The following is a 23,325-nucleotide window of genomic DNA, read 5'->3' as shown; positions in this document are numbered from 1 at the left end:
CGGGATTTCCCGCTTGCCGCCGCCTAGGGTCGCCGCCATGAGACGAAGAGCAGGCGTGATCGCCGCCCTCGTGCCGCTCGCCCTGCTGGCGCCGCTGCCCGCGGCCGCCAGCACCGGGACGTGTTCGTCCCTGCCCGTGGCGGCACCGGCCGGCACCACCGTGGAATCGGTGACCGCCGTGCACAAACCCGGCGGCACCGTCACCTTTCCCGACAGTCCACTCGGTCCGCAGCCGCCGATCACCGGCGTGCCCGCCTACTGCGAATTCACCGTCACACTCAACCACCCCGGTGCCGACGACCACGTGCACACCACGGTCGACGTGCCGGACACCGGTTGGACCGGACGGTTCCAGGCCGTCGGCGGAAGTGCTTACGCCGCCGGCGATTTCGTCGGCAACGGCCTCGTGCAGGCGGTGAAGGACGGTTACGCCGCCGGCACCACCGACGCCGGCCTGCCCGGCAATCCCATCGACGCCGGCTGGGGCCGAGCCGTCAACGGCAAGGAGTTGCTGACCGACTTCGCCTACCGGTCCGAGCACGACCTCGCCGTTGTCGGCAAGGACCTCACCGCGCGGTACTACGGCCATCCCGTGACGTACTCGTACTGGAACGGCTGCTCGACCGGCGGCCGCCAGGGGTACGCCGAGGCACAGCGTTATCCCGGTGACTTCAACGGAATCAACGCCGGCGCGCCGGCCGTGTTCTGGGCACAGTTCGCCGTGGCCACGCTGTGGCCGGCGGTCGCGATGAACCAGGAGCACGACATCCTCAGCGGCTGCGAGCTCGCCGCGTTCAACGCCGGGGCGGTCAAGGCCTGCGCCGGGCCGGACGGCTTGATCGACCGGCCCGACCAGTGCGGCTTCGACCCGCGCAGCCTGATCGGCACGCAGATCGTGTGTGACGGCAAGCAGATCACCATCTCCGCGCGCGACGCCGACGTCGTCCGCAAGATCTGGAACGGCCCCACCGACGAGCACGGCCGGCGCCTCTGGGGCGGCCTGCCCAAGGGCGCCGACTTCGCCGGCATCGCCGGGACCGTCGCCGCTCCCGACGGCTCGCTGACCGCCCCCGGCTTCGTCGTCGCCGACCAGTGGGTGCAGAACTTCCTGCTGCGCCAACCGGCCCTGGACGTAACCAAGATCACCTACGCCCAGTTCGACGCCCTGTTCCGGCAGTCCGTGGCCCAGTACGACAACATCATCGGCACCGCCGATCCCGACCTGTCCCGGTTCCGCGCCGCCGGCGGCAAGCTGCTGACCACCGTCGGCACCGCCGACCAGCTCATCCCCACCAGCGGCCTGTTCGACTACCGCCGCCAGGTGGACCGGCTTTTCGGTGGCACGCAACGGGTCGACGACTTCTACCGGCTGTTCGTCGTGCCCGGCGGCTTCCACTGCGTCGGCGGCGCCGGCGCGACGCCCACCGACCCGCTCAAGGCCCTGGTCGACTGGGTCGAGCACGGCAAGGCGCCCGCCACTCTGCCCGCCGCCAACGCGGACGGCAGCGTCACCCGTGACCTCTGTCGCTTCCCCAAGGTGTCGCGCTACCTCGGCCACGGAGACCCCGCCGCCGCCAGCAGCTACCGCTGCGCCTGACCGGTGCCGGCCGTGCCCCAACCCCTCGGGCGCGGCCGGCGCCTCCCGTCCTGAGCACGCAGCTCATCGCGAACATTGCGCACGGCTTTGCCCCCCGACGATTCGACCCAGCCAGCGGGAGCGGTCCGCATGCTCGGCGAGCAGTCGGGGGTCGTCGCCGAGTCGCTCGACCATCGCCGCCATCACCTCCTGGTCGAATTCCGCCAGCGCGGCCAGGAACTCCTTCAGCGGCACGGCCGTGACGACGTCGGTGCCGTCCTCCCGCCACCAGATCTTGACCCGGTTGTGGATCCGGTGCAGCCGCAGCGAAGGCGCCCCTCGGATGTAGCCGAGGTTGAAGTTGTGCGGGACGCCGGCGAGCAGGTCGTGGGTCGCGTCGAGGAGGTCCTCCCAGAACCGGGCCACGTAGTAGTCCATGTACGGGACATCGTTCTCGCACAACAGTTTCTCGCCGAAGAGCTCGATCCAGTAGGTGCCGTCGCTGAGCCCGAACCAGTGCGGCCAGTATTCGCTCGCCCACGGCCTGACCTGATCCAGTGGCGTCAGCGCGAAGTGGAACCTCATGGCGGTTCACGCCGCCGGCATCATGGGCATGCTGACCAGTGAAACAGGACCCACCAGCGATTTACGCAAGGTGAAACCTCCGGGTTGCACTCGCGGTCGATTAGGTGCAACCTGTAGGTAGCACCTGAGGAGGAGAAGCGAGTGGACGACATCGAGCGCGAGATCGTCATCGACGCACCCGTCGCGAAGGTCTGGGGCCTGGTCAGCGAGGCCGGCTGGTGGATCGGCGACGGCGATCGGAGCAAGCAGACGCGCACCCGCGAGGCCGACGACGTCGACGTGGTGACCGACCCGAAGTACGGCAGCTTCCGCATTCGCACCGAGAAGAGCGATCCGCCCCGCTATGTTGCGTATCGTTGGCTGGACGACGGCGACGAGCGGGCGACCACGCTCGTGGAGTTCTGGCTCAGCGAGGCCGATGGGGCGACCACGCTGAAGGTCGTGGAGAGCGGCTTCGTCTCCGCGGATCACCGGGAGGGCAACGTCAAGGGATGGCGCATGCAACTGGACGTCGCGAAGGCCGAATGTGAGCGTTGACGCCGTGCTCGGCGCACTGGCCGACCCGACCCGCCGCGAGCTGCTGGACGTGCTCGCGGAGCTCGGGCAGGCCAGCGCGACCACCCTCGGCGCCCGTCTGCCGGTGACCCGGCAGGCGGTGATGAAGCACCTGCTGGTGCTGGAGCAGGCCGGCCTGGTCAGCAGCTGGCGGGCCGGCCGTCAGGTGCTCTACCAGGTGGAATCCGGCCCGCTGGAGGGCGCGTCCCGCTACCTGTCCGGCCTGGCCTCGTCCTGGGACCGCCGGCTGGCGATGCTCAAGCGGGTCGCCGAGCAGTGAGCGGCTCGCACGCCGCGAGCCACGCCGCCGGCACGCCGTCGAGGCCGGTCCGGGCCGCGACGATGCCGCCCACGATGGCGCAGGTGGTGTCCATGTCGCCGCCGGCGGAAGCGGTCGCCCACAGCGCCTCGACCAGGTCGTCGAGGTGCCGGGCGGCGCACCAGATCGCGAACGGCACGGTGTCGGCGGCGGAGATCCGATAACCGCAGCCCAGCGTGCCGGCCGCGTGCCGCGGATCGAGCGCCGGCCGCAGCCGCGTCGCGCGGCGCAACCCGGTCGCCACTTCGCCGTTCGGGGTCCGATCCAGTACGGCGTCGAGCAGGCCCTCACCGCCGTTGACAGCGGTGGCCGCCGCCACAGCGACGGCGATCGCCCCGGCCACGGCCTCGGGGTGGGCATGCGTCACCAGCGCCTGCAACCGCGCCTGGTCGACGACGGCGTCCAGGTCGGCGGCGAACCACGCGCCCAGCGGCGCAACGCGCATCGCCGCGCCGTTGCCCCACGAGCCCTGCCCGTCGAACTGGCTGGTCGTCACGGCCCGCCACGGCTCGCCGGCGAGGATCGCGGTCAGCACGCCGTGCATGGAACCGCCGTACGCGCGATTCGGGTCCGCCTCGTACGCCGACGCGAACTCCGCCGCCAGGGCTCCCTGCTCGACCGTGCCGCGGGAATCCAGGTGTGCCAACAGAACCTGCGCCATCGCGGTGTCGTCGGTCCACGGCCAGACGCCCTCCGCGACGCGGCGCTCGGCCATGGAACTGTCCACTTCGGACGTCGGTCGCAGGAACCACTGCTCGCCGAAGGCGTCGCCCAACGCGAGGCCTCGCAGCGAGTTCCACACGGTCATCCGCCGATGCTCGCGAACCGGGCGATCACCGGCAATCGCATTTCCCAGGTGAACGTACGTTCATCTAGAGTCGGCGGCGACCGGCGAAGCCCAGGTCCTCGCGGTGGTACCAGGCCAGCTCCCGGTCGCCCTCCAGCCAGCACAGCAGCACCGGCACGCCGTCCAGGTCGGCCGGGAAGTCGACGAGCAGCGGCGCGAGGCCCTTCAGCTCGGCGCCGGTCTGCTGCACGACGGTCATCAGCTCGTCCAGCCGGGCCTGTGACGCCTTCCACTCCGGCAGCCCACCGAGCGGGGTCGGCCGGCCGCCGGGGGCGAGCGAGGCGGCCAGCTCGGCGGCGTCGGCCCGCAGCGCGACCAGCTCGTCCAAAACGGGCATCAGCGCCGCCAATTCCTCCCGCGCCTGCTCGATCGTGAACAATCCCATGCGGGCAGCCTCTCAGATGGTGCATTCTGCGAGCATGTCGCGTGTCTCGCCCCGGGTGCTCGCGTTGGCGGCGTTGCTGCTGCTCGCGGTGGTCGCCGCGCGTGGCGCGACGTCGTTCACGCTGGACCCGTTGCGGCTGACCGGCCGCGCCCAGAACCAGATCCTGCAGACAAACCAGGACCAGCTGCGCGGCAACGCGGCCACCAACCCGATCCCGTACGTCAGTCTGCTGCTGACGGTCACCGGCCTGCTGCTGACCGTCGCCGCGGTGATCTCGCTGCTGGCGATGATCGCGCGCCGCAAGCGGGTGCGCATCACGGCCGTGCCGGGCCGCGAGGAGACGGCGGAGGGCGGCGCGTACGGGTCGCTCGCCCCGCTGGTCCGGGCCGGTCGCCAGGCGCTGGCCCGGCTGCGCGCGCACGAGGGCGGCCCGCCGTCGGACCGGGTGATCGCGGCCTGGCTGAGCCTGGAGCACGCGGCCATGGAGACGGGCACCGAGCGGCAGCCGCACGAGACGCCGACCGAGTTCGTCGGCTCCGTGCTCGCCGGCCACGAGGTCAACCGCGAGGCGCTGGACCGCCTGCGCCGCCTCTACGGCCGGGCCCGGTTCGGCGTCGAGGGCGTGATGACCGAGGCCGACGCCGAGGCCGCCGGCGACGCGCTCGACCGGATCATCACGGATCTGGAGGCGGTCCGATGAGCTGGTTCGTCACCGGCGTAGCCGCCGTGATCGGCTTCGCCGCCACCTACATCCTGGTCGGCGTGCCGCTGCTGCCGTGGACGCTGCTGATCACGCTGGTCATCGCGGTGCTGGCCAACCTCGCCAGCCGCCTGCTGCCGCCGCTCGACCCGAACTGGCATCCGCTGCCCACCGGCTCGTCCGCGCCGATCGCCACGTACGCCAGCTCGCTCGGCGCCCGCATGGCGGACGCGGAGGCCGACCGGCACCGGTTCGCGAGCCGCATCCGGCCGCGGCTGCAAGCACTTGCCCTGGGCCGGATCCGCCGGCATCCGGGCCTGGCCGATGCCGGACTCGGCGACCCGGCCGTCCGTGAGCTGCTGGGCGTCGACCTGCACCGGCTGCTGACCGATCCCGCCGCGACCATGCCGGATCCGGCGCGGTTCGCGACCTTGCTGGCACGACTGGAGGAACTGTGACCGCTGTGGCCACCGCGAGCGAAGCGGTGCTCGAGGCCGTCGGAGAAGTCGTCGTGGGCGGGCGCCGCACGCTGCGGCTCGCCCTCGCGGCGGTGCTGGCGGGCGGTCACGTGCTGCTGGAGGACGTGCCGGGCCTGGGCAAGACGCTGCTGGCGCGCAGCATGGCGCAGGCGCTGGGCCTGGAGTTCCGGCGGCTCCAGTGCACGCCGGACATGCTGCCCGCCGACGTCACGGGGTCTTTCCTCTACGACCCGGCCACCCGCGAGTTCACCTTCCGGCAGGGCCCGATCTTCGCCGGCCTGCTGCTCGCCGACGAGATCAACCGCACCCCGCCGAAGACCCAGTCGGCGCTGCTGGAAGCCATGCAGGAACGGCAGGTCACGGTCGAGGGGCACACCTTCCCTCTGGCCAAGCCGTTCCACGTGCTGGCGACCGCGAATCCCGTTGAGTACGAGGGCACCTATCCACTGCCGGAGGCGCAACTCGACCGGTTCCTGCTCCGGCTGGACGTCGGCTATCCGGCGGCGGAGGAGGAGATCGAGGTGCTGCGCCGGCGGCTGGCCCGGCAGCGCGAGGAGACCGAGGTGGCGCCGGTCGTGGACGCCGCCGGGTTGGCGGAACTCCAGGCAGAGGTCGAAAAGGTCGCCGTCGACGAGAGCATCCTGCGCTACTGCGTGGAACTCGTTGCCGCGACCCGCGCGCACCCGGCGGTCGAGGTCGGGGCGTCGCCGCGAGGCTCGCTCGCGCTGACGTTGGTGGCCCGCGCGCTGTCCGTCGTGGACGGGCGTGACCACGTTCTTCCCGAGGACGTCAAGGAATGCGCGATCGCCGCGCTGGCGCACCGGCTGGTGCTGCGGCCCGAGACGTGGACGTCGGGCGTCACCGGCGTGCAGGTGGTGACGGAGCTGCTGGGCAAGGTCCCGGGGCCGGCGAGCACGCGATGAGCAACCGCGCGGAGCGGATCCGCCAGGCGCTGATCGGCGGCCGCAACCAGACGTGGCACGGCACGGAGACGTTGCGCCGCGGCCTGTTCCTCGGGGCCGCGCTGGTGGTGACCGGCGTGATCATGCACTATGTGGACCTGGTGCTGATCGGCGCTCCGCTGCTGATCTCGGGTGTGCTGGCGACGCTGGCCGCGCCGTCCGGCGAGCCGCGGGTGCGGGTGACCCCGCCGCCGCGCACGGCCGAGTCCACCGACGCGGCCTCGGTGGTCGTCGAGATCGAGCCGGGGGAGAACGCCGAGCTGCTGGCGATTCGCCTGCCCACAGCGGGAGTCGGCGGTCCGGGGCCGGTGCATCTGCTGCCCGCCTCGGTACGGCGGGTGGCGGCCCCGCTGCGCCGCTCGGCGTGGGGCGAGGGCGTGGACGTGCGTGTCGATCACCTGCTCGCCGGGCCCGACGCGATGATCGTGCACGGTCCGATGGTCGGCATCGATATGAGCCGAACTGTGTTGCCACCATTGGACAAGCTGCCGGTCGGACCGCTGCCGCCACGGCCGGCCGGCCTGGTCGGCGCGCACCGGTCGCGCCGCCCCGGCGACGGTGTCGAGCTGCGTGACATCCGGCCGTTCCAGCCGGGGGACCGGCTGCGGCGAATCGACTGGCGGGTTTCGTTGCGCAGCACCAACGGCGAGTTGTACGTGCGCGAACGACACGCGACTGCCGACGCGGACATCCTGCTGGCGCTGGACACCCGCGCCGATGTGGTGCCGGAACTCGCCGAGTGGTCGGTGTCGCTGCCCGGCGCGACCGTCCGGCCGGGCGGCAGCCTCGACACCGCCGTGCGCGCCGCCGTCTCGCTCGCGGCGAGCTACCTCCGGCTGGGTGACCGGGTCGGGCTCGTGGACCTCGGCCGGCCGCAGCTCGGCCTGCGCCCCGGCGTCGGCCGGCGGCAACTTCTGCGGCTGCGCAACCAGATCGTGGTGTGCGCGTCGGCCGCCGGCTGGTCGCCCGCGCCGGTGCTGACGGAGCACCAGGTGCCGCAGGGCGCGGTCGTGGTGGTGCTCTCGCCGTTCCTCGACGACGCGATCGTGCAGGCGGCCGTGCACGCGGTGCGACGCGGGAGCCGGGTGCTGGCGATCAACGTGCTGCCGGAGGCGCTGATCGCCGACCGCAGCGACCGGTGGGGCGAGGCCGTGCGGCGGATGTTGCTGCTGGAGCACGGCGCCCGGCTCACCGCGCTGCGGGACCGGGGCATCTTCGTGATGTCCTGGACCGACGGGGCGTCCATCGCCGAGCTGCTGCGGCGGATCCGCCGATGACCCTCGAGCTGAAGCCGGGACGGCCGGCGTGGTGGCTGCGCGCGGCGATCGCCGCGATCGGCGCGGCGGTGGTCGGAATCCTTGCCCTGCAAGGACTCGGCTTCGGCCTGATGATCGTGTTCGCGGTGCTCGCCGCGGTCGCGGTGGCCCTGCCGAGCTCGCCGGGCATGACCGTGTTCATCGGCGCCACCGCGCTGGCCACCGCGTTCCTGGACGGGTCTTCCGTCGGTGTGGCGGCGGTGCTGCTCATTCCGTTGCTGCATTTGGGGCACGTGCTGGCCGGAATTGCCGGCGTGATTCCGATCGGCGCGCGGCTGCATTTGTCCGCGTTCCGCCGCCCGCTGCGCCGTTACCTGCTCGTTCAGGTCTCGGTGCTCGCGTTGGTGGCCGTCGCCGTGCTGCTGCCGGCCGGTCGGATCGATCCGATCGTCGAGGTCGCGGGGCTGCTTGCGGCGGCCGGGATCGGGCTGCTGGCCCTGCCGCGCCGTTGACAGGTGCTGTCCATCACACTAATTTCTCCGCCAGGTTTCAAAATTGTGAAACGTGTTCATATATATGAACGGAGGCGGGGATGTCGATCAACCGCAGGGACCTGCTCCGATACGGCGTCGCCGCGGGCGTCTCCACGGCGGCGGTCGGCACGCTGACGGGAGCGGTGGGATCCGGCGTCGCCGTCGCCGACACCGCGCCGGTCAGCGACGCTGAGAAGATCATTGCCGCGTACCGCGAGCTCCAAGTCGGACGCAACCTCCCGTCGCCGGAGAGAACCGGCGCGGTGAAGGCCCTCGACGAGGTCGCCCTCCAGTACGACTCGACCATGAACGTGGCCGTCGACCAGCTGTGGACGGACCTGCCGGTCGGGCCGGGCAGCAACTACTTCCCGACGATGTGGTACCGGCTGCGCACCATCGCGGTGAACTTCGCGACGCCGGGTTCGGCGCTGTCGACCAAACCCGGTCAGGCGCAACGGATCGCGACCGCCATCGAAACCCTGTACCGCACCGAGTACAACGAGAACACCGCCGAGATCGGCAACTGGTACTCGTACGAGATCGGCGTGCCGTACTGGGTGATCCAGACCCTGGTCTGCATGCGCGACCAGCTCGCGCCGGCCGACCTCCAGCGCTACCTGAAGCCCGTGCTGCGCTTCAACGTCGACCCCAACATGCGCACCGCCACGCCCGGCCTGGTCGAGACCGGCGCCAACCGCGCCGACAAGTCGCTGATCAGCATCGTGGCCGGCGCGCTGGCCGGCGATTCGCAGCGGATCGTCAACGCCATCGCGGCCGTCACCGACCAGGCCGGCGGCGGCGCGGCCAACCTGGTCGCCCGGGTCACCACCAGCGACGGCTACCACACCGACGGCTCGTTCATCCAGCACGGCGTCGTGCCCTACCCCGGCCACTACGGCCTGGTGCTGCTGACCGCTGCGGCCGGCATCATCCACGTCACCGAGGGCACCGCGACCCAGCTGTCCGCCGACGTGAAGCAGAAGTTCTTCGACACCGTCGCTGACGTGTATGCGCCATTCGTGGCGTCCGGCGCCATGATGGAGCCCGTTCGTGGCCGCATGCTCTCCCGGCAGGGCGAGACCGGCTACGACGCCGGCCACCAGCTCACCGCGGCCGTCGTGCTGCTGGCCCGGCACGCCACCGGGGCGACGCAGAAGCAGCTGGTGTCGCTGGCCACCAAGTGGATCAAGGAAGGCCTCTGGGCCCCGTACTTCAAGGTGGAGAACTTGGTGCGGTTCTCCGGCGGCCTCCAGGCGGTCGGCGTGCCCGAGGTCGAGTTCGCCAAGGAACTGTCCACTCGGGACGCCGCGCACACCGTGTCGACGCACCGGGTCTTCCCGCAGCAGGACCGGATGGTCCACGTCACGCCCACCTGGTCGGCCTCGCTGGGGGTGGGGTCGACCAGGATCACCCGGTACGAGGCGATCAACGGGCAGAACCTGCACGGCTGGTACACCGGCGACGGTGTGCTGTACACGTTCCTGCCGGGCGACCAGGCCGCCTACAGCGACGCGTACTGGCCGACGGTCGACGCCACCGCGCTGCCCGGCACCACCGAGAAGGACGCCACCCCGCCCACGCTGCTGGGCACCACGCCGCTGACCACCACGGCGTGGGTCGGCGGCGCGCGCTGGGACGACCGGCACGGCGCGTTCGGGCTGGACTTCATCTCTCAGGACGGCACCCTGTCGGCCAAGAAGTCCTGGTTCTTCACGCCCGACGGCGTCGTCTGCCTCGGCGCCGGCATCACCGACGCCAGCGGCGCACCCGTGCGCACCACCGTCGAGAACCGCAACATCGGCGAGAACGGCACCAAGCGGCTCACCGCCCAGCGGCACTGGCTGCACCTCGAGGGCGTCGCCGGCTACGTGCTGCTCGACGACGCTTCCGTTGTCACGTCACGGGAAGACCGCACCGGCACCTGGTTCGGGGTGGACACCGGCGCCAACACGCACGGCACCACCGTGCCGTACACGCGGCGGTTCCAGAAGATCCTCATCAACCACGGGGCCAATCCCAAGGGCGCGTCCTACGCGTACGCCGTGCTGCCCGGGGCCACCTCGTGGGAGACCGCGGGGGCGCGCGGGCGGTTCTGCGTGCAGGCCAACACCGTTGGCGTGCAAGCGGTTCAGCTCGACGACGTCACGGCCGCCAACTTCTGGGCCGCCGGGTCCGTCGGCCGGGTGACGGTGTCCGCGCCGGCGTCCGTGCTGTGGTCGCGGGGCTGGGGCGGCTGGAACTTCGCCCTGTCCGACCCGACGCAGTTACAGACGTCGATCACCGTCACGGTGGCCGGCGTCGGCAGCAAGACCGTCGACGTCACCGGCTCCCTCGGCGCCACCCACACCTTCAAGATCGGCTGGTGACCGTCAAGCTTCTGATGTTCGGAAAGGACCATTCCTCACGTTGAACGTCAGGAATGGTCCTTTCGCATCACCAGGCGACCGGGCCGTTCTCGTCGAAGAAGCCGCCGTTGGGGCCGTCCTCGCCGATCGTCGCCATCGTCACCGCGATCTCCGCGCCCTGCTGCGGCGTGCGGTGCCCGGCGAAGCCGTTCAGGTCGGTGGCGCACCAGCCCGGGCAGACGGCGTTGACCTTGACGCCCTGCTTGCCGAGTTCCTTGGCGTACTGCACGGTGATCGCGTTCAGCGCCGTCTTGGACGGGCGGTAGGTCAGCGAGAAGAACGGCGACGGGTCGTCCGGCGACGCCATGTGCGCCAGCGAGCCGACCGAGCTCGACACGTTCACGATGCGCGGCGCCGACGACCGCAGCAGCAGCGGCAGGAACGTGTCCGTCACCCGGATCACGCCGAACACGTTGGTGTTGAACACCTTCTGCACGGTGGCGACGTCGTTGTTGCCGCGGCCGCCGGTGATGCCCGCGTTGTTGACCAGCACGTCCAGCCGGCCGTGCTCCTCCTCCACCAGCTTCGCCGCCGCGGCGACGCTGGCGTCGTCCGTCACGTCCAGCACGACCGGTCGCGCGCCCAGCTCGTTCGCCGCCGCCTCCACCAGCTCCGGGTTCCGCCCCGCCAGCAGCACGGTCACGCCCCGCGCCACCAGCTGCGCCGCGATCTCCCGGCCGATTCCCTTGTTGGCCCCGGTGATCAGGGCGATGGTGTTGTCGGTCATGGCACGAGTCCACCAGCTGCCGGCCGTGCTGGCCAGGACCGACTCGATACCCGGCTATACCTTCACGGTATCGGTGAGGAAGGCCCGGTAGTCGTCCTTCATCGGCAGCTCCCGCTCGACCCGGACCCGCCGGCGCGTCGCCACCACGTCCTCGCCGGTGATCGGGTCGTGGCCCGGGCGCTCGAATTCCTCCAGCCACAGGCCGATGCCGCGCCGCTGCCAGGCCGGCACCTCGTTGAAGTTGATGCCCTCCTCGTACAGGAGCTCGTTCTTGGCGGCCGCGTTCTTGCCCTCGATCGCCTTGTCGGCCTGCCGACTCGTCCTGCCGGCCTTGCGCAGCGTCCAGTAGCACCAGCCGTTCAGCGCGCACCGCGTCGCGTCCGCCTGCCGCCACGAGAAGTAGTCCAGGACGTCGCCCCGGTTGTTGCCCAGCCAGATCCGGCTGTCGAACGTCGCCGGCTCGCCCATGCCGTGCGTGAACACCGCCGACGCGAGGCCGGCCGTCAGCGACACGATCTTCTCCACGCCCCGCCCGAACACGTTCGTATCGGCCGGCAGCAACAGCGAGATCTCATCGCTCTCGGTGTACACGTACCGCGCCCCGAACTCCGTCAGCATCGCCCGGGCCGTGTCCACCATCAACCGCGAGAACCGCTCGTCGAACGGCTTGTCGAAGCGCTCCTCCGTGAAGTTGGAGAAGCCCCTCCCGTCCACCCTGATGATCGGCCACGAGCCGCGCGGCACCACCAGCCCGTGGAACCACTCCCGCTCCCGCTGCCGCGCCTCGAACTCCCGCCCCCGCATGCCCCGAACGGTACCCGCCGGCGTGCGGAGCGGCCCCTAATTTCTAACTCGGCCCGTGACCCAGTATGGCATCCAGTTCAGCTCGGCGTCGTCGTATCCACTTCGCTTGGATCTGCCATGCCCATGCGACGCGGCGAAAGTGGCGCGAGCTTCGACGGTCGCCTGCTGCGGCGAAATCGTTCGCGAACTTTGCCATCAGTCTGGCGAACTCCTCGTGAGCCGTTGCCAGCGGGTCCATGCTGGCCACAAGCTGAACGTTCAGATCATTGATCCGGTCAAGCAAAGGGCTCGCTTCGCGCCACAATTCGACTTCCTCGCGGAGCGCGCTCGCCAGTTGCGTGTCCTCGATTGGAATGGTGGCCATCAAGGCATTTTTTGATTCGATCAGGAATGACAATGTGTCGGCGGTGCTGACAATGGTTTCAAGGTTGGGATCGATTCGCAGGTGAGCTGCGATTTGTTCCAGTTCGGCTGCCACTCGGTCGATCTGGCTGAGCTCGGCGGATGTTGATCTTTTGTGGCGGAAGACTTGCAGCAGGCGTGGGCTAGAACTGGTTGATGTGGCGAGATTCCGGGCGTGCGCCCGCACCGCAACGGCGAGATTGGAGATCAGTCGAGCCCTCTCTAGGCAGAATATCTTCGTGCGAGAGCCGTTCTTGTGTTCGGCAAGAATGGATTCCGAGCGCTGGTAGTGGATGTGGGCGTAAAGTGACATATAGAGCCACACTCGGCGCGGATTTAGTGACGGTCCCCGCAGGCTGGTCTCGATCGCTTCCACGACGTCGCGTTCGTTGCCTAGCCACGCCGCCGCACGCCGGGCCCCGGATTCGTCGCCGTGAAGATCGCGAACTGCCTGTTGGGTGGCTCGGACGTAGTAGACGACGAGCCGCTGCGCGGCGGCCCCTGATTCGACGTCGTGCAGGTCCTCCGCGGCGCGGTCGGCGGCGAAGAGGCGGATGAGGTCGTGCATTCGATACCGTCCTGCGCTGACGGATTCCAGCAGGTGGGCGTGGTGCAGCTCGCGCATCAGGCGGGCGATTTGCCGTGTGGTGGCGGTGCCGTCCAGTGCCATCGCCGCGTCGACGCTGATCTCGGGGCCGGGGTGCAGGCCTAACAGCGTGAACATGCGGCTGGGCTCATCGGGCAGGGCGCGGAAGGACAGTTCGAAGGCACTTCGCACCGCCAGGTCGCCGGCCTTGAGCTCGGCGAGGCGTTCTCGCTCGTCGCCCAGCGCCGCGGCCAGATCGGCTACGGTCAATCCGGGTTCAGTCTCCAGCAGTCGGCCAGCGATTCGTACGGCCAACGGCAACTTCCCGCACCGGATGTTCACCTGATGTGCGGCCTCGGGCTCGGCTGCCACCCGCTGCCGGCCGGCGGTGGTGGCGAGCAGGTCTAGGGCCTCCTCCTCGGTCAGTACGTCCAGCGGCATCCGCTGAACGCCGTCCAGGCCGGCCAGCACGTGCCGACTGGTGACGATCACCAGCGACGAGCCAGACGCCGGCAGCAGCGGTCGGACCTGGTCCTCACGCCGGGCGTTGTCCAGCACCACCAGTAGCCGCCGCCGGCTGACGATGTCACGGAAGGCGGCGGTCCTCGCCTCGGCCTGAGTGGGGATGTCCTCGGCCGGTATTCCGAGGCTGTGCAGGAATCCGGCGGCGACGTCGCCCGGCGTCGCCGACGTCCGGCCCACGGTGTAGCCAAGCAGGTCGGCGTACAACTGGCCGTCCGGAAACTGGTGCTTGACCTGGTGGCCTGCGTGGACTGCCAGCGCGGTCTTGCCCACGCCGGCAGTGCCCTCGATCGCCGTAACGACAACGGCGGCGCCGTGGCCGGCGAACTCCACGAGTTGTTCGATCTCGGCGGTACGGCCGGTGAAGTCCTCGACCGGCCGGGGCAGTTGCGCTGGGAACGACGTCGGCTCTCGCAGCAACGCGGTGAACGTGGAGTTCTGGATGTTGTGGCCGAGGATCGTGGCGTGCTCGCCGACAGAAGCGTGATCAGCGGGCTGGCCCACTGCCGCCGCCAGATACCGTGCCGCTGATGGTGCTGTTCTGGATGTTGTGCCCATGGATCGTTGCGTGGTCGCCAACCGAGGCGTACGAGCCGGGGGAGAGCTCTTCGACCCAGGGGACCAGCGCCCGGGCGAAGCCTGGATCGGCCGCGTGCTGGTGAAGGTGATCGGCGAGCGTGCGGATCGCCTCCTCGCTGGTTGGCGATGCCTCGGCGGTGTCCAGCGCATTCGTCGCGGCAGTGTCGCTGCTGAAACGTCCGCGGACCAGGCCGGACAGACCGGCCCAAGCCTGCTTGCCTGCCTCGCTGGCGGCGCCCTCGGCAATCTTGCGGGCCAGCACCAGGGCAATGGCTAGGGTGATAGTCACGGGTTCAACCATCGGTCCTCCGTACGTCGACGTGCTACCCGTGACTGTCGGACCGCACCGCCTCGGAGTTACGCGGCAAGATGGACGGCGTGAGGGCGGTGGAGTCGGAGGACATCAGGAAGTTCGTGGCGGTGGCCGAGGAGCTGCATTTCGGTCGGGCGGCGCAGCGGCTGGGGATCGCGCAGCCGCCGCTGTCGAGGGCGATCCGGCAGCTGGAGCAGCGGCTGGGAGTGGAGCTGCTGATCCGCAACAGCCGGGGCGTGCGGCTGACGGAGGCGGGGGAGGTGCTGCTGCACGAGGGGCGCAAGGCGCTCGACGGGGTGGCGGCGGCGGTGCGCAGGGCGCAGCGGGCGGGTAGGCCGGACCGGCAGCTGGTGGTGGTGATGAAGCCGGGCGGGGACGGGGGGCTGCTGAGCGGGATTCTCGAGGCGTACGAACGGGATCCGGACGCGAGCCCGGTGGATCTGATCATCTGCGGCATCGGGGAGCAGGCCGGGCTGCTGCGCGACGGTCGGGCGGACGTGGGGTTCCTGCACCACCCGCACGACGACATGAGCGGCTTCGACACCGAGGAGTTGCTGACGCTGCGGTCGGTCGCGGTGCTGCCGAGCACGCATCGGTTGGCCCGCAAGCGAAGCCTCCAGCTCGCGGACCTCGACGGCGAGACGATGCCGCGCTGGCCGGGCATGTCCGGCGGCGGCCCGGAGGTGCGCGACTCCGCCCAGCTCATGCAGCTCATCGCGTTGGGACGGACGATCGCGGTGCTGCCGGAGTCGGTGCGCACCAACCTGAACACCGGCCTGGTGGCGATTCCGGTGCTGGACGCGAGCCCCACCACCGTCGTCCTCGCCTGGCCCGAACGCTGCCGCTCCCGTTCCGTGGCCGCCTTCGTCCGCGCCGCCACCGACGGAACCAGGGCCGCCGCCAGCTGAGGTGGGTTCGTGCCGGTCGCGCGGGGCGCGACCGGCACGGGGGCGGCTCAGAGGCCGATGGTGTTCCAGTACTGCTTCCAGCCGCCGACGCAGTCGGACTGCGCCAGCAGCAGGCCGTCGCTGGTGTTCCAGCCCGGCAGTTCCACGCACTTGCCGCTGTGGAAGTTCACCAGCCAGGCCGACCCGCTCGCGTTGGGGAACGGGTTCGTCTCGAACCGCCACTGCTGCCAGGCGTCGGCCGCGAAGCAGGACTGTGTCACGATCAGCGCGCCGGCGAGGTCCGAGTGGCCGTCCACGCTCATGCACTTGCCGGTGCGCCGGCTGACCAGCTGGATGGTGCCGTTGGTCAGCAGCACCGGCGACCACTCCTGGTTGGAGACGTTGTCCTTGCACGACCACTGCTGGACATGCGGGGTGGCGCTGTCGGCCTCCTGGTCACGCAGGTCCATGCACTTGCTGCTCCATTTGCTGGAGATCTGGTAGAAGTCCGTGTCGGCGCTGGCCTGGGTCGCGGTCAGCATCATCACCACGGCCAGCAGCGGCATGGTGACCAGGCCCAGTCGCCTCAGTCGAGACACAGCTACACGATCCTTTCCGACGGGGGCAGCGGGATTCGCTGCTGGGGAAAGGTTTTCAAGCCCGTCCGGCGCGCACCATTCGTAGAACTGCGTATGGCTGGGTGGGTGAACAAAGGCGCCCCACCTCCGAAGGAGGTGGGGCGCCCGGGTGGTGCCGGTTACTTGGTCAGCACCGCGCACTGGCCGGCTGCGGGGCCGCGGACGGTGTCGGGCAGACCGTTGTCGGACGGGGCGGGGGAGTTGCCGGAGCAGGCCAGCGGCCCGCCGACCGAGGTCGACGTCACGACCGTGCCGGCGTTGTCGACCAGCGAGACGGGACCGTCGACGGTAGCGGTCTCGATGCTGGTCTCACCGGTCGTGCCGACGATGCTCGCCGGACCCGACACGTGCGTGCCGAGCAGGACGACCGCCGCCGCGTTGCTCGACGAGACCGGGCCGCTGATGGACCCGCCGAAGGCGTAGAGCGACGCGCCCGGCGACACGGTGACCGGCCCGTTCACGGTGCCGGTCAGGCAGGTCACGCCCTTCACGGTCAGCGGACCGTTGACCGAGCCGTCGATGGTGGTGCCGCACACCGGGTTCGGCTTGCCGAGAAGCTCCACTTCGGACAGTGTCGCCGACGAACCCAGCTCCAGCCGGTAGTAGCTGTACCGGCCGACCTTGGCCACGCTGAACGCCTTGGTCTGCTTGGCATCGGTGAACTTGACGCCGCTGCGCTGGTCGATGGTCGTCCACGTCTTGCCGTCGTACGAGCCCTTCAGCGCCCAGCTCGACGGCGCCGACGACGCCGTCGAGCCCGAAGTGAGCGTGTACATCTGCACCCGCTGCGTGGCGTCGGACGGCTGCATCTGCACCGGACCGTCCACAGTGGCCTGGGTGTTCGAGGTGTTGTCGAACAGGGCGCCCTGCTTCGGGTCGGTCAGGTCGTGCAGCGGCTGCGCCACCGCGGACCCCTGCGTGATCGACGCCGGCGCGTCGCCGTCGGCGCTGCCCCACTTGGACGGGTTCGGCCCCATGTCGAAGTCCAGCGTGCCGCCGGACTCCAGCAGGCTCTGCGACAGGGTCGTCTTGTCGTACGCCTTGCCGTTGACCTTCAGCCCCTGCACGTAGACGTTCTTCGCGCTGTTCTTCGGGGCGTTGACCACCAGCGACTTGCCGTTCTCCAGGTGGATCGTCGCCTGGGTGAACAGCGGCGAGCCGACGGCGTAGTTGCCCGAGCCCATGGTCAGCGGGTAGAAGCCCAGCGCGCTGAAGATGTACCACGCGGACATCTCGCCGTTGTCCTCGTCGCCGGGGTAGCCCTGGCCGTTCTCGCTGCCGGTGTAGAGCCGGGACAGCGCCTCCCGCGCGTACGCCTGCGTCTTCCACGGCTGGCCGGCGTAGTCGTACATGTAGATGATGTGGTGCGACGGCTGGTTGCTGGCCCCGTACTGGCCCATCCGCACGTCCCGCGCCTCGACCATCTCGTGGATGGTGCCGCCGTAGGAACCCGGGAACTTGGCGGTCTCCGGCGTGGAGAAGAACTGGTCGAGCTTGGCGGCCAGCTTGTCCTTGCCGCCGTACAGGTTCGCGAGGCCCTGGCCGTCCTGCGGCACCGAGAACGCCATGTTCCAGCCGTCGGTCTCGGTGTAGTCACCGCCCCACACCCGCGGGTCGTAGCTCGCGGTCGGGGTGTGCTCGCTGCCGTCGGGATTGCGACCCTGGAAGAAGTTCACCGTCGGGTCGAACAGGGTGACGTAGTTCTGCGCGCGGCTGAGGAAGTACGTGTAGTTGTCCGAGTACTCCTGCCGGCGCGGGTCGTTCGGCTTGGCCTTGTCCAGCAGCGCCTTGGACATCTGCGCGATGCCGTAGTCGTTGACGTAGCTCTCCATCGCCCAGGAGAAGCCCTCGCCGGTGGCGGTGGAGGTGTAGCCGAGGAAGTTGGAGGTGTCCAACCCCTTGCGGCCGACGCCGGAGCTGGTCGGCACGACGGTGGCGTTCTTCACCGCCGCGTCGTAGGCGGCCTGCACGTCGAAGTTGTCGATGCCCTTGACGAACGCGTCCGCGAAGGCGACGTCCGAGCTGGTGCCGGTCATCAGGTCGGCGTAGCCCGGTGAGGACCAGCGCGAGGTCCAGCCGCCGTCCTTGTACTGGTTGACGAACCCGTCGATCATCTTGCCTTCCATGGAAGGCGTGAGCAGCGAGTACGCGGGCCAGGCGGTCCGGGCGGTGTCCCAGAAGCCGTTGTTCACGTACATCGTGCCGTCACTGATCTTCGCGCCGGTCCGCGTCGCCGTGTCCTGGCCGACCTCCGGCACGACCGGGCTCGCGTACTGGTACTTCGGGCTGGCCACGGTGCCGGTGTTCTCGTACGCCTCGTTCGGGTACAGGAACAGCCGGTACAGGTTGGAGTACAGCGTCACCAGCTGGTCCTGGCTGGCGCCCTGCACGGTGATCACGCCGAGCTGCTTGTCCCACGCCGCCTGCGCCCGCGCCCGCACGGTGTCGAAGGTGTCGGTGCCGGAGATCTCCTGCTCCAGGTTGGCCTTGGCCTGGTCGACGGAGATCAGCGAGGTGGCGATCCGCATCGTGACGGTCTTGTCCGAGCTGGTGTCGAACTGGAAGTAGCCGGTCACGTTGTCGCGTCCGGTCCCGGTGAGCTTGGCGCCCGCGGTGACCGGCTTGTCGAACGTGGCGTAGACGAACATCCGGGTGGCGCCGGTGGACAGCCCGCTCTTGACGTCGGAGTAGCCGGTGGCCACACCGTTGGCGGCGTCGAGGGTGAGGCCGCCGCCGTTGTTCACGTTGTCGAAGTCCACAGTGGACTGGTTGCCGGTGAAGGTGAACCGGAACACCGCCGCGTGGTCGGTGGGCGTGATCTCGGTGCGCATCCCGTTCTGGAACTTGACCGAGTAGTAGTCCGGCTGCGCCACCTCGTCGTCGTGGCTGAAGGCCAGCGCGCGGGCGTTGCGGTCGGCGGTCGGCGCGCCGCTCTCGGGCATCACCTGGAACGTCTGGCGGTCACCCATCCACGGGCTCGGCTCATGGCTGGCCGCGAACGCCTGCAGCGTCGGCTGGTTCTGCGCGTTGTTGGCCTTCGCGTACTGGTACAGCCAGTCCTGCGAGCCGGCGTTGGTCATCGGGGTCCAGAAGTTGAAGCCGTGCGGGACCGCCGTGGCCGGGTAGTTGTTGCCGCGCGAGAAGGAGCCGCTGGCGTTGGTGCCGCGCACCGTGCTCACGTAGTCGGTGAGGTGGGCGTAGTTCGGCTGCGCCGGGTTGCCGGCGATCTTGATGTCGTCGATCCAGCCGGAGAACGCGCCCGGCCCGGTCGGCTTGTCGTAACCGATCAGGACGCGCTTGATCACCTTGCCCGCCGCGACCGTGCCGATGGTGGACGCGATGTGGTTCCACTGGTTGGTGTACAACGACTTCGAGTCGCCCTGGGCCTGCGGCGACAGCCCGAAGCCGTGCTGGTCCTGCGCGCCGAGCTGGCTGAGGTAGGTGCCGTCGCTGAAGGCCAGGTCGACCGCCGCGTACGTGCTGGTGTAGTTCGGGTCGTCGCCGATCAGCTCGGGGAAGATCTGGTACGACAGCTGGGTCTTCGGCGTGACCGCGAGGTCCACGTCGAAGATCTTGTTGTACGAGTAGGCGTGCCCGGCGACCAGGTGGCTGCCGACGTAGCGGAACGCCTTCACGCCGGTGAAGCCGGCGTTGGCCTTGGCGTTGTAGCCGCCGGTGGGGCCCTTGCCCTCGTAGCTGCGCATGGTGGGCGGCGGCGGGGTGTCGCCGACGGCCTCGATCAGCTGCACCTCGGCCAACTGCACGATCGGGTCGCCGTGGTTGAGCGTGATGTCGAGCCGGTAGTACAGGTACGGCGTGGTGTTGCCGATCTTGTACGTCTTGGTCTGCTGCCGGTTCTCGAAGCTCTGCCCGGTCTGGGTGTCCAGCGTCGTCCAGGTCTTGCCGTCCTGGGAGCCGGAGAACGTCCAGTTCTGCGGGTCGCGGCCGGGCGCGTCGTTGGCCGAGGCCAGCGCGTACTGGACGACCGCGATCGGCTCGGACAGCTGGAACTGCGCCCAACCGGTGGGGGTGAAGGTCAGCCACTTGGTGGCGACGTTGCCGTCGACCAGGTTCTCCTTGACCTCGCCGGCACCGTCGTTCTCCGCGTTGGCCTGCACGTCGACAACCTTGTCATCGACGTTGCCGGGGATCGTGGAGGCGTCCGCGCCGTTCACGCCGGCCGACTTCGGAGCCCCGCTCGGGTTGGTCTCGACGGTATCGGTCCAGTTCGGCTGCGGATCACTCGCCTCGAAGGACGAGGCGAAATCGGTGTTCCCGGCGGCCAGGGCGACCGCCGGGACCGTTGCTGTGAGCCCTGCTATCAATGCCGTGCTGAGCAGCAGTAACCACAGTCGTCTCATGCGTCGAGTCCCTCCCGGAGCGCCGTTGCCTGGGCGACAGCGAAACCGGGTGTGACATCGATGTCAAGAATCTGTCCTGTTTCCTGTCCGGACGTTACTTCTTCTTGAGGTGTGGCAGCATCCCGGCCTCGACGATCGCCCGGGACAGCGGTTTTCCGAGCTCCACCAGGCGATTCACGCCGGATTCGCCGAGCGCCGAGTACGCCGGCTCGGCCAGCCGGTCGGTGTGGTCCTCGATGCCCTGCCGCAGCGCCGCTCCGGCCTCGGTGAGCGCCAGTTCCTCGCCCTGTTCAACGATTTTGCGTTCCTGGAGCACGGTCACGGCCGCGGCCCACTCGTCCTCGCTCCACTGCCGCGTCTTGCGCAGCGAACTCGCCGGCAGGTAGCCGGTCGCCGCGTGCACGACCAGCGCCTCCAGGCCGGTCAGCTCGGCCGTGAGCAGCGCGGCGAGGTGGCCGTCGCCGCGGAACTCGCGCAGCAGCGTCTGCGCGTGGAACAGCTGGAGGTGCGGCTCGGTCGGCCACGGCAGCGCCGCGTGGGCGGCGAACAGCGGCCGGCCCTCCAGACGTTCGCATGCCGCCTCGGCTGCCTTGCGGGTCAACGCCGCCAGCTCGACCAGCTCGTCCGAGGCGACCAGGTCGCCCAGGCCGCGCCGCAGCGCCGCGTCGGCGGCCTCCAGCCGGGCCGCCAGCACCTGTGCCGGCGACGCCTTCTCCCACGCCGCCGGGATGCAGCGGCGGATGAAGGCCGGGTTGAAGTTGTAGAACGTGGCGATGACCGTCTCCGCCGAGGCCTCGCCGAACGCCGCCGACCTGGACGCGAAGTAGCCGGAACCGGCGTCCAGGCCCAGCGCCTCGAACCGGTCCTTCGCCTCCGGCACGAAGTAGATCATCGCGTGCAGCGGCTCGATCGCCTGCCAGGCACTACGCCCCAGAGTCATCCCAACCCCTGTGTTCATGCCGCCCGGTCCGGGCGGGGGCGAGGTCGCTCCGGAGACCGGCGCGACCTCGCATACCGACTGGTCGGTACCAGGCTATCGGGCGCGTTTGCCCCTGGCTATCTCGGTGGCCAGGGCGTCCAGCGGCTGCCGCCAGAACCGCCGGTAGCGGTCCAGCCAGCCGTCGATCTCCCGCAGCGGCGTCGGGTCGACGGAGTACAGCCGGCGGGTGCCGTCGGCCCGTACGGTGGTGAAGCCGTTCTCCCGCAGCACCCGCAGGTGCTGGGAGACGCCCGGCTGCGAGATGCCGAACTCGGCCCGGATCACCTCGGTGACCTGGCCGGAGGTCAGCTCGCCGTCGGCCAGCAGCTCCAGGATGCGGCGGCGGACCGGGTCGCCGAGGACGTCGAACGCGTGCACGCCCCCGACGATCGCACCGGCCGCTTATATAACGCAAGGCGGGTATTACGGGCGGTCGCCGACCTTGGCCACCGGTCCCGACGCGAGGATCGAGACCGAGCCGGGGTAGCTGCCGGCTTCGCCGAGGAATCCGTGCGTCGACCGGTCGAACACGAGCATGAGGCGATAGAGGAAGCCCGCCGTCGTGCGGGCGACGCCGACGCCCGGCCGGCCGGCGCTGTCCGTCGCCTGCTGCGTCGCCTGCACGCCCGGAATGGTCAACAGCACCCGATAGAGCGCCTGCGCGAGAGGCTGCGGCGCCCGTCCGGTCCGCAGGCCCGCGTCGATGACGAGGAACGCCTGCTGATCCAGGTCCGGCGAGTAGTAGACGCCACCGCGCACCCCGTCGGGCGGTTGGATCGCCTGCCACTGCCTGGCCTGCTCGTAGACCTTCGTCCGGAGCTGGTCGACGTCCGTCGGCAGCGCCCGGAACTGGTCGACGCTGAGGTTGCCGAGCGGCTCGTCCGGCGTGTAGTCGGCCACCCAGCCGACCCCCGAGCCACCCATGGGATGACACCGGTACGGCATTCCCGTCACCGCCCCGTGGTCGCACGCGGGGTGCCACGGCTGGACCGGATCGGCGCTGCCGACCGGGTACCACAGCTCCAGAGTGCCGGATGGGCTGCCGCCTCCGCCGTGGGCCTCCTTCACGTAGTAGTACTGGTCGTGCGCGGCGGCGGTGAGCGCCGAGCTGCCCGGCATCACCACCGCGATCGTCGCCAACACCGCGACGGCCGCGGCCGCCGCGATCAGGGTGCTCCGCCGCGACCGGTGGTGTTCCCACGACCGCCGGGGCGTTCGCTCCAGCAGCGCGGTGCGGGTGGCGGCCAGCCAGTACGGGGACGGGTCGTCGACGTCCGGCCGCAGCCGTTCGATCTGGTCAAGGTCGGTCATCGGAAGCCTCCATGAGCGCGGTGCGCATCTTGGTGCGGGCACGGTGCAGGCGGGATCGCACGGTGCCGAGCGGGACGGACAGCGCGAGCGCCACTTCCTCGTAGCTGAGGCCTTCCCATGCGACCAGCAGCAGCACATCCCGTTCGTTGGCGTTGAGCCCCGCCAGGCCGGCAGCCAGCTCGCGGCCGGCGGCCTCGGCGCTGACCCGGTCCGAGACGTCCTCGTCGTGCCGCGCCTCCAGCGGATACGGGTCGAGCTTGGACAACGCGCGCAGGTGGCGGACCGAGGCCCGCGCGTGCCGGCGCAGCACGTTGGTGGCGATGCCGTAGAGCCAGGGCAGCGCGGAGCCGTGCGCCGGGTCGAAGCGCCGACGGGTGTCGAAGGCGGTGAGCATCGTCTGCGCGGCGAGGTCGTCCGCGAGCTGCGCGCCGACGCGGCGGGCCAGGAACCGGTGCACGGCGACCGCATGCCGGTCGTAGACCTGGGCGAACAGCTCGGGCTGGGTCAGCGATTGGACGATCACCTCGGCGTCGTCGACGGGCGGCGCCTGGGATGCGGTCATCCGCGACCTCGTGAGCACGTCGCCATGGTGTCCCCCTTCGGGTTTCGGTGGG

Annotated in this window: 23 protein-coding genes; 10 read left to right on the top strand and 13 right to left on the bottom strand. The window is 70.0% G+C overall.

All coding sequences use genetic code 11. The features are described 5' to 3' along the window. Positions 1-37 precede the first annotated feature (37 nt). Positions 38-1,597, top strand: a complete 1,560-nt coding sequence (locus BCF44_RS08605) for a tannase/feruloyl esterase family alpha/beta hydrolase (RefSeq protein WP_116173666.1) — start codon at positions 38-40, stop codon at positions 1,595-1,597. 63 nt (positions 1,598-1,660) lie between these two features. Here the strand turns inward: BCF44_RS08605 and BCF44_RS08600 are convergent, their stop codons facing one another. After that, a complete protein-coding gene (locus BCF44_RS08600) occupies positions 1,661-2,161 on the bottom strand; it encodes a DUF5984 family protein (RefSeq protein ID WP_116173665.1) in 501 nt (166 codons plus the stop codon). 141 nt (positions 2,162-2,302) lie between these two features. On the opposite strand from BCF44_RS08600, the gene BCF44_RS08595 reads away from it, so the two are divergent. Beyond that, the gene (locus BCF44_RS08595; protein WP_116173664.1) at positions 2,303-2,698 is read left to right on the top strand and encodes an SRPBCC domain-containing protein; all 396 of its coding nucleotides are present in this window, start codon (positions 2,303-2,305) and stop codon (positions 2,696-2,698) included. Further along, complete coding sequence (locus BCF44_RS08590; protein WP_116173663.1) at positions 2,688-2,996, top strand: ArsR/SmtB family transcription factor; 309 nt, start codon at positions 2,688-2,690, stop codon at positions 2,994-2,996. The genes BCF44_RS08595 and BCF44_RS08590 overlap by 11 nt, the downstream gene beginning before the upstream one ends. On the opposite strand, the gene BCF44_RS08585 is transcribed toward BCF44_RS08590, so the two are convergent. Then, the gene (locus tag BCF44_RS08585) at positions 2,974-3,843 is read right to left on the bottom strand and encodes an ADP-ribosylglycohydrolase family protein (RefSeq protein WP_116173662.1); all 870 of its coding nucleotides are present in this window, start codon (positions 3,841-3,843) and stop codon (positions 2,974-2,976) included. The genes BCF44_RS08590 and BCF44_RS08585 overlap by 23 nt on opposite strands. Positions 3,844-3,907: 64 nt before the next feature. Next, positions 3,908-4,267 carry a DUF2203 domain-containing protein gene (locus BCF44_RS08580; protein ID WP_116173661.1) on the bottom strand — a complete coding sequence of 120 codons (360 nt, stop codon included), beginning with the start codon at positions 4,265-4,267 and terminating at the stop codon, positions 3,908-3,910. A gap of 34 nt (positions 4,268-4,301) precedes the next feature. Here BCF44_RS08580 and BCF44_RS08575 point away from each other — a divergent pair, with 34 nt between their 5' ends. From BCF44_RS08575 to BCF44_RS08550, 6 genes are all read left to right on the top strand, one after another. After that, positions 4,302-4,967, top strand: a complete 666-nt coding sequence (locus tag BCF44_RS08575) for a DUF4129 domain-containing protein (RefSeq protein ID WP_170217412.1) — start codon at positions 4,302-4,304, stop codon at positions 4,965-4,967. Continuing rightward, on the top strand, positions 4,964-5,425 hold the full coding sequence (locus BCF44_RS08570) for a hypothetical protein (RefSeq protein ID WP_116173659.1): 462 nt from the start codon (positions 4,964-4,966) through the stop codon (positions 5,423-5,425). The genes BCF44_RS08575 and BCF44_RS08570 overlap by 4 nt, the downstream gene beginning before the upstream one ends. Next, positions 5,422-6,369, top strand: coding sequence for an AAA family ATPase (locus BCF44_RS08565; protein ID WP_116173658.1), 948 nt, complete (start codon positions 5,422-5,424; stop codon positions 6,367-6,369). Before BCF44_RS08570 ends, BCF44_RS08565 begins: the two co-directional genes overlap by 4 nt. Further along, a complete protein-coding gene (locus BCF44_RS08560; RefSeq protein WP_116173657.1) occupies positions 6,366-7,685 on the top strand; it encodes a DUF58 domain-containing protein in 1,320 nt (439 codons plus the stop codon). The genes BCF44_RS08565 and BCF44_RS08560 overlap by 4 nt, the downstream gene beginning before the upstream one ends. Beyond that, positions 7,682-8,176 (top strand): hypothetical protein, encoded by a 495-nt coding sequence (locus tag BCF44_RS08555; protein ID WP_116173656.1) that lies wholly within the window; start codon positions 7,682-7,684, stop codon positions 8,174-8,176. The genes BCF44_RS08560 and BCF44_RS08555 overlap by 4 nt, the downstream gene beginning before the upstream one ends. An 80-nt stretch (positions 8,177-8,256) precedes the next feature. Continuing rightward, the gene (locus BCF44_RS08550; RefSeq protein WP_116173655.1) at positions 8,257-10,563 is read left to right on the top strand and encodes a polysaccharide lyase 8 family protein; all 2,307 of its coding nucleotides are present in this window, start codon (positions 8,257-8,259) and stop codon (positions 10,561-10,563) included. A gap of 67 nt (positions 10,564-10,630) precedes the next feature. Here BCF44_RS08550 and BCF44_RS08545 read toward each other — a convergent pair whose 3' ends face one another. Genes BCF44_RS08545 through BCF44_RS55375 form a run of 4 tightly spaced genes read right to left on the bottom strand, consistent with a single transcriptional unit; the run spans position 10,631 to position 14,523 of the window. Beyond that, positions 10,631-11,329 (bottom strand): SDR family oxidoreductase, encoded by a 699-nt coding sequence (locus tag BCF44_RS08545; RefSeq protein WP_116173654.1) that lies wholly within the window; start codon positions 11,327-11,329, stop codon positions 10,631-10,633. Positions 11,330-11,383: 54 nt separating this feature from the next. Beyond that, on the bottom strand, positions 11,384-12,133 hold the full coding sequence (locus BCF44_RS08540) for a tRNA(His) guanylyltransferase Thg1 family protein (RefSeq protein ID WP_116173653.1): 750 nt from the start codon (positions 12,131-12,133) through the stop codon (positions 11,384-11,386). 43 nt (positions 12,134-12,176) lie between these two features. Continuing rightward, on the bottom strand, positions 12,177-14,147 hold the full coding sequence (locus BCF44_RS08535; RefSeq protein WP_170217410.1) for an NB-ARC domain-containing protein: 1,971 nt from the start codon (positions 14,145-14,147) through the stop codon (positions 12,177-12,179). After that, positions 14,131-14,523 (bottom strand): hypothetical protein, encoded by a 393-nt coding sequence (locus BCF44_RS55375; protein ID WP_170217408.1) that lies wholly within the window; start codon positions 14,521-14,523, stop codon positions 14,131-14,133. Before BCF44_RS55375 ends, BCF44_RS08535 begins: the two co-directional genes overlap by 17 nt. A 68-nt stretch (positions 14,524-14,591) precedes the next feature. On the opposite strand from BCF44_RS55375, the gene BCF44_RS08530 reads away from it, so the two are divergent. Then, positions 14,592-15,443, top strand: coding sequence for a LysR family transcriptional regulator (locus BCF44_RS08530; protein WP_379798179.1), 852 nt, complete (start codon positions 14,592-14,594; stop codon positions 15,441-15,443). A 47-nt stretch (positions 15,444-15,490) separates the two neighbouring features. Here the strand turns inward: BCF44_RS08530 and BCF44_RS08525 are convergent, their stop codons facing one another. From BCF44_RS08525 to BCF44_RS08500, 6 genes are all read right to left on the bottom strand, one after another. Continuing rightward, the gene (locus tag BCF44_RS08525; RefSeq protein ID WP_147328440.1) at positions 15,491-16,021 is read right to left on the bottom strand and encodes an RICIN domain-containing protein; all 531 of its coding nucleotides are present in this window, start codon (positions 16,019-16,021) and stop codon (positions 15,491-15,493) included. Positions 16,022-16,179: 158 nt separating this feature from the next. Beyond that, positions 16,180-20,421 carry a GH92 family glycosyl hydrolase gene (locus tag BCF44_RS08520; RefSeq protein WP_116173649.1) on the bottom strand — a complete coding sequence of 1,414 codons (4,242 nt, stop codon included), beginning with the start codon at positions 20,419-20,421 and terminating at the stop codon, positions 16,180-16,182. Between the two features lie 94 nt (positions 20,422-20,515). Continuing rightward, positions 20,516-21,361, bottom strand: coding sequence for an SCO6745 family protein (locus BCF44_RS08515; protein ID WP_116173648.1), 846 nt, complete (start codon positions 21,359-21,361; stop codon positions 20,516-20,518). A gap of 93 nt (positions 21,362-21,454) precedes the next feature. Then, the gene (locus BCF44_RS08510; RefSeq protein ID WP_116173647.1) at positions 21,455-21,778 is read right to left on the bottom strand and encodes an ArsR/SmtB family transcription factor; all 324 of its coding nucleotides are present in this window, start codon (positions 21,776-21,778) and stop codon (positions 21,455-21,457) included. Positions 21,779-21,823: 45 nt separating this feature from the next. Further along, positions 21,824-22,711 (bottom strand): hypothetical protein, encoded by an 888-nt coding sequence (locus BCF44_RS08505; RefSeq protein WP_116173646.1) that lies wholly within the window; start codon positions 22,709-22,711, stop codon positions 21,824-21,826. After that, positions 22,698-23,273: an RNA polymerase sigma factor gene (locus BCF44_RS08500; protein WP_116173645.1), complete on the bottom strand. Its 576-nt coding sequence runs from the start codon at positions 23,271-23,273 to the stop codon at positions 22,698-22,700. The genes BCF44_RS08505 and BCF44_RS08500 overlap by 14 nt, the downstream gene beginning before the upstream one ends. Between the last annotated feature and the right edge of the window lie 52 nt (positions 23,274-23,325).

The sequence above is a fragment of the Kutzneria buriramensis genome, assembly GCF_003387475.1.
Lineage (GTDB): Bacteria > Actinomycetota > Actinomycetes > Mycobacteriales > Pseudonocardiaceae > Kutzneria > Kutzneria buriramensis.
Note: the sequence above shows the minus strand (reverse complement) of the source record. Positions and strands in the feature narration are given on the sequence as shown.

What these genes read in the sequence shown, in the direction of transcription:
- BCF44_RS08605 (WP_116173666.1), top strand. Translation starts at nt 38, where the DNA reads ATGAGACGAAGAGCAGGCGTGATCGCCGCCCTCGTGCCGCTCGCCCTG.
- BCF44_RS08600 (WP_116173665.1), bottom strand. Translation starts at nt 2,161, where the DNA reads ATGAGGTTCCACTTCGCGCTGACGCCACTGGATCAGGTCAGGCCGTGG.
- BCF44_RS08585 (WP_116173662.1), bottom strand. Translation starts at nt 3,843, where the DNA reads ATGACCGTGTGGAACTCGCTGCGAGGCCTCGCGTTGGGCGACGCCTTC.
- BCF44_RS08580 (WP_116173661.1), bottom strand. Translation starts at nt 4,267, where the DNA reads ATGGGATTGTTCACGATCGAGCAGGCGCGGGAGGAATTGGCGGCGCTG.
- BCF44_RS08575 (WP_170217412.1), top strand. Translation starts at nt 4,302, where the DNA reads ATGTCGCGTGTCTCGCCCCGGGTGCTCGCGTTGGCGGCGTTGCTGCTG.
- BCF44_RS08570 (WP_116173659.1), top strand. Translation starts at nt 4,964, where the DNA reads ATGAGCTGGTTCGTCACCGGCGTAGCCGCCGTGATCGGCTTCGCCGCC.
- BCF44_RS08560 (WP_116173657.1), top strand. Translation starts at nt 6,366, where the DNA reads ATGAGCAACCGCGCGGAGCGGATCCGCCAGGCGCTGATCGGCGGCCGC.
- BCF44_RS08555 (WP_116173656.1), top strand. Translation starts at nt 7,682, where the DNA reads ATGACCCTCGAGCTGAAGCCGGGACGGCCGGCGTGGTGGCTGCGCGCG.
- BCF44_RS08550 (WP_116173655.1), top strand. Translation starts at nt 8,257, where the DNA reads ATGTCGATCAACCGCAGGGACCTGCTCCGATACGGCGTCGCCGCGGGC.
- BCF44_RS08545 (WP_116173654.1), bottom strand. Translation starts at nt 11,329, where the DNA reads ATGACCGACAACACCATCGCCCTGATCACCGGGGCCAACAAGGGAATC.
- BCF44_RS08540 (WP_116173653.1), bottom strand. Translation starts at nt 12,133, where the DNA reads ATGCGGGGGCGGGAGTTCGAGGCGCGGCAGCGGGAGCGGGAGTGGTTC.
- BCF44_RS55375 (WP_170217408.1), bottom strand. Translation starts at nt 14,523, where the DNA reads ATGGTTGAACCCGTGACTATCACCCTAGCCATTGCCCTGGTGCTGGCC.
- BCF44_RS08530 (WP_379798179.1), top strand. Translation starts at nt 14,592, where the DNA reads ATGGACGGCGTGAGGGCGGTGGAGTCGGAGGACATCAGGAAGTTCGTG.
- BCF44_RS08520 (WP_116173649.1), bottom strand. Translation starts at nt 20,421, where the DNA reads ATGAGACGACTGTGGTTACTGCTGCTCAGCACGGCATTGATAGCAGGG.
- BCF44_RS08515 (WP_116173648.1), bottom strand. Translation starts at nt 21,361, where the DNA reads ATGACTCTGGGGCGTAGTGCCTGGCAGGCGATCGAGCCGCTGCACGCG.
- BCF44_RS08505 (WP_116173646.1), bottom strand. Translation starts at nt 22,711, where the DNA reads ATGACCGACCTTGACCAGATCGAACGGCTGCGGCCGGACGTCGACGAC.
- BCF44_RS08500 (WP_116173645.1), bottom strand. Translation starts at nt 23,273, where the DNA reads ATGACCGCATCCCAGGCGCCGCCCGTCGACGACGCCGAGGTGATCGTC.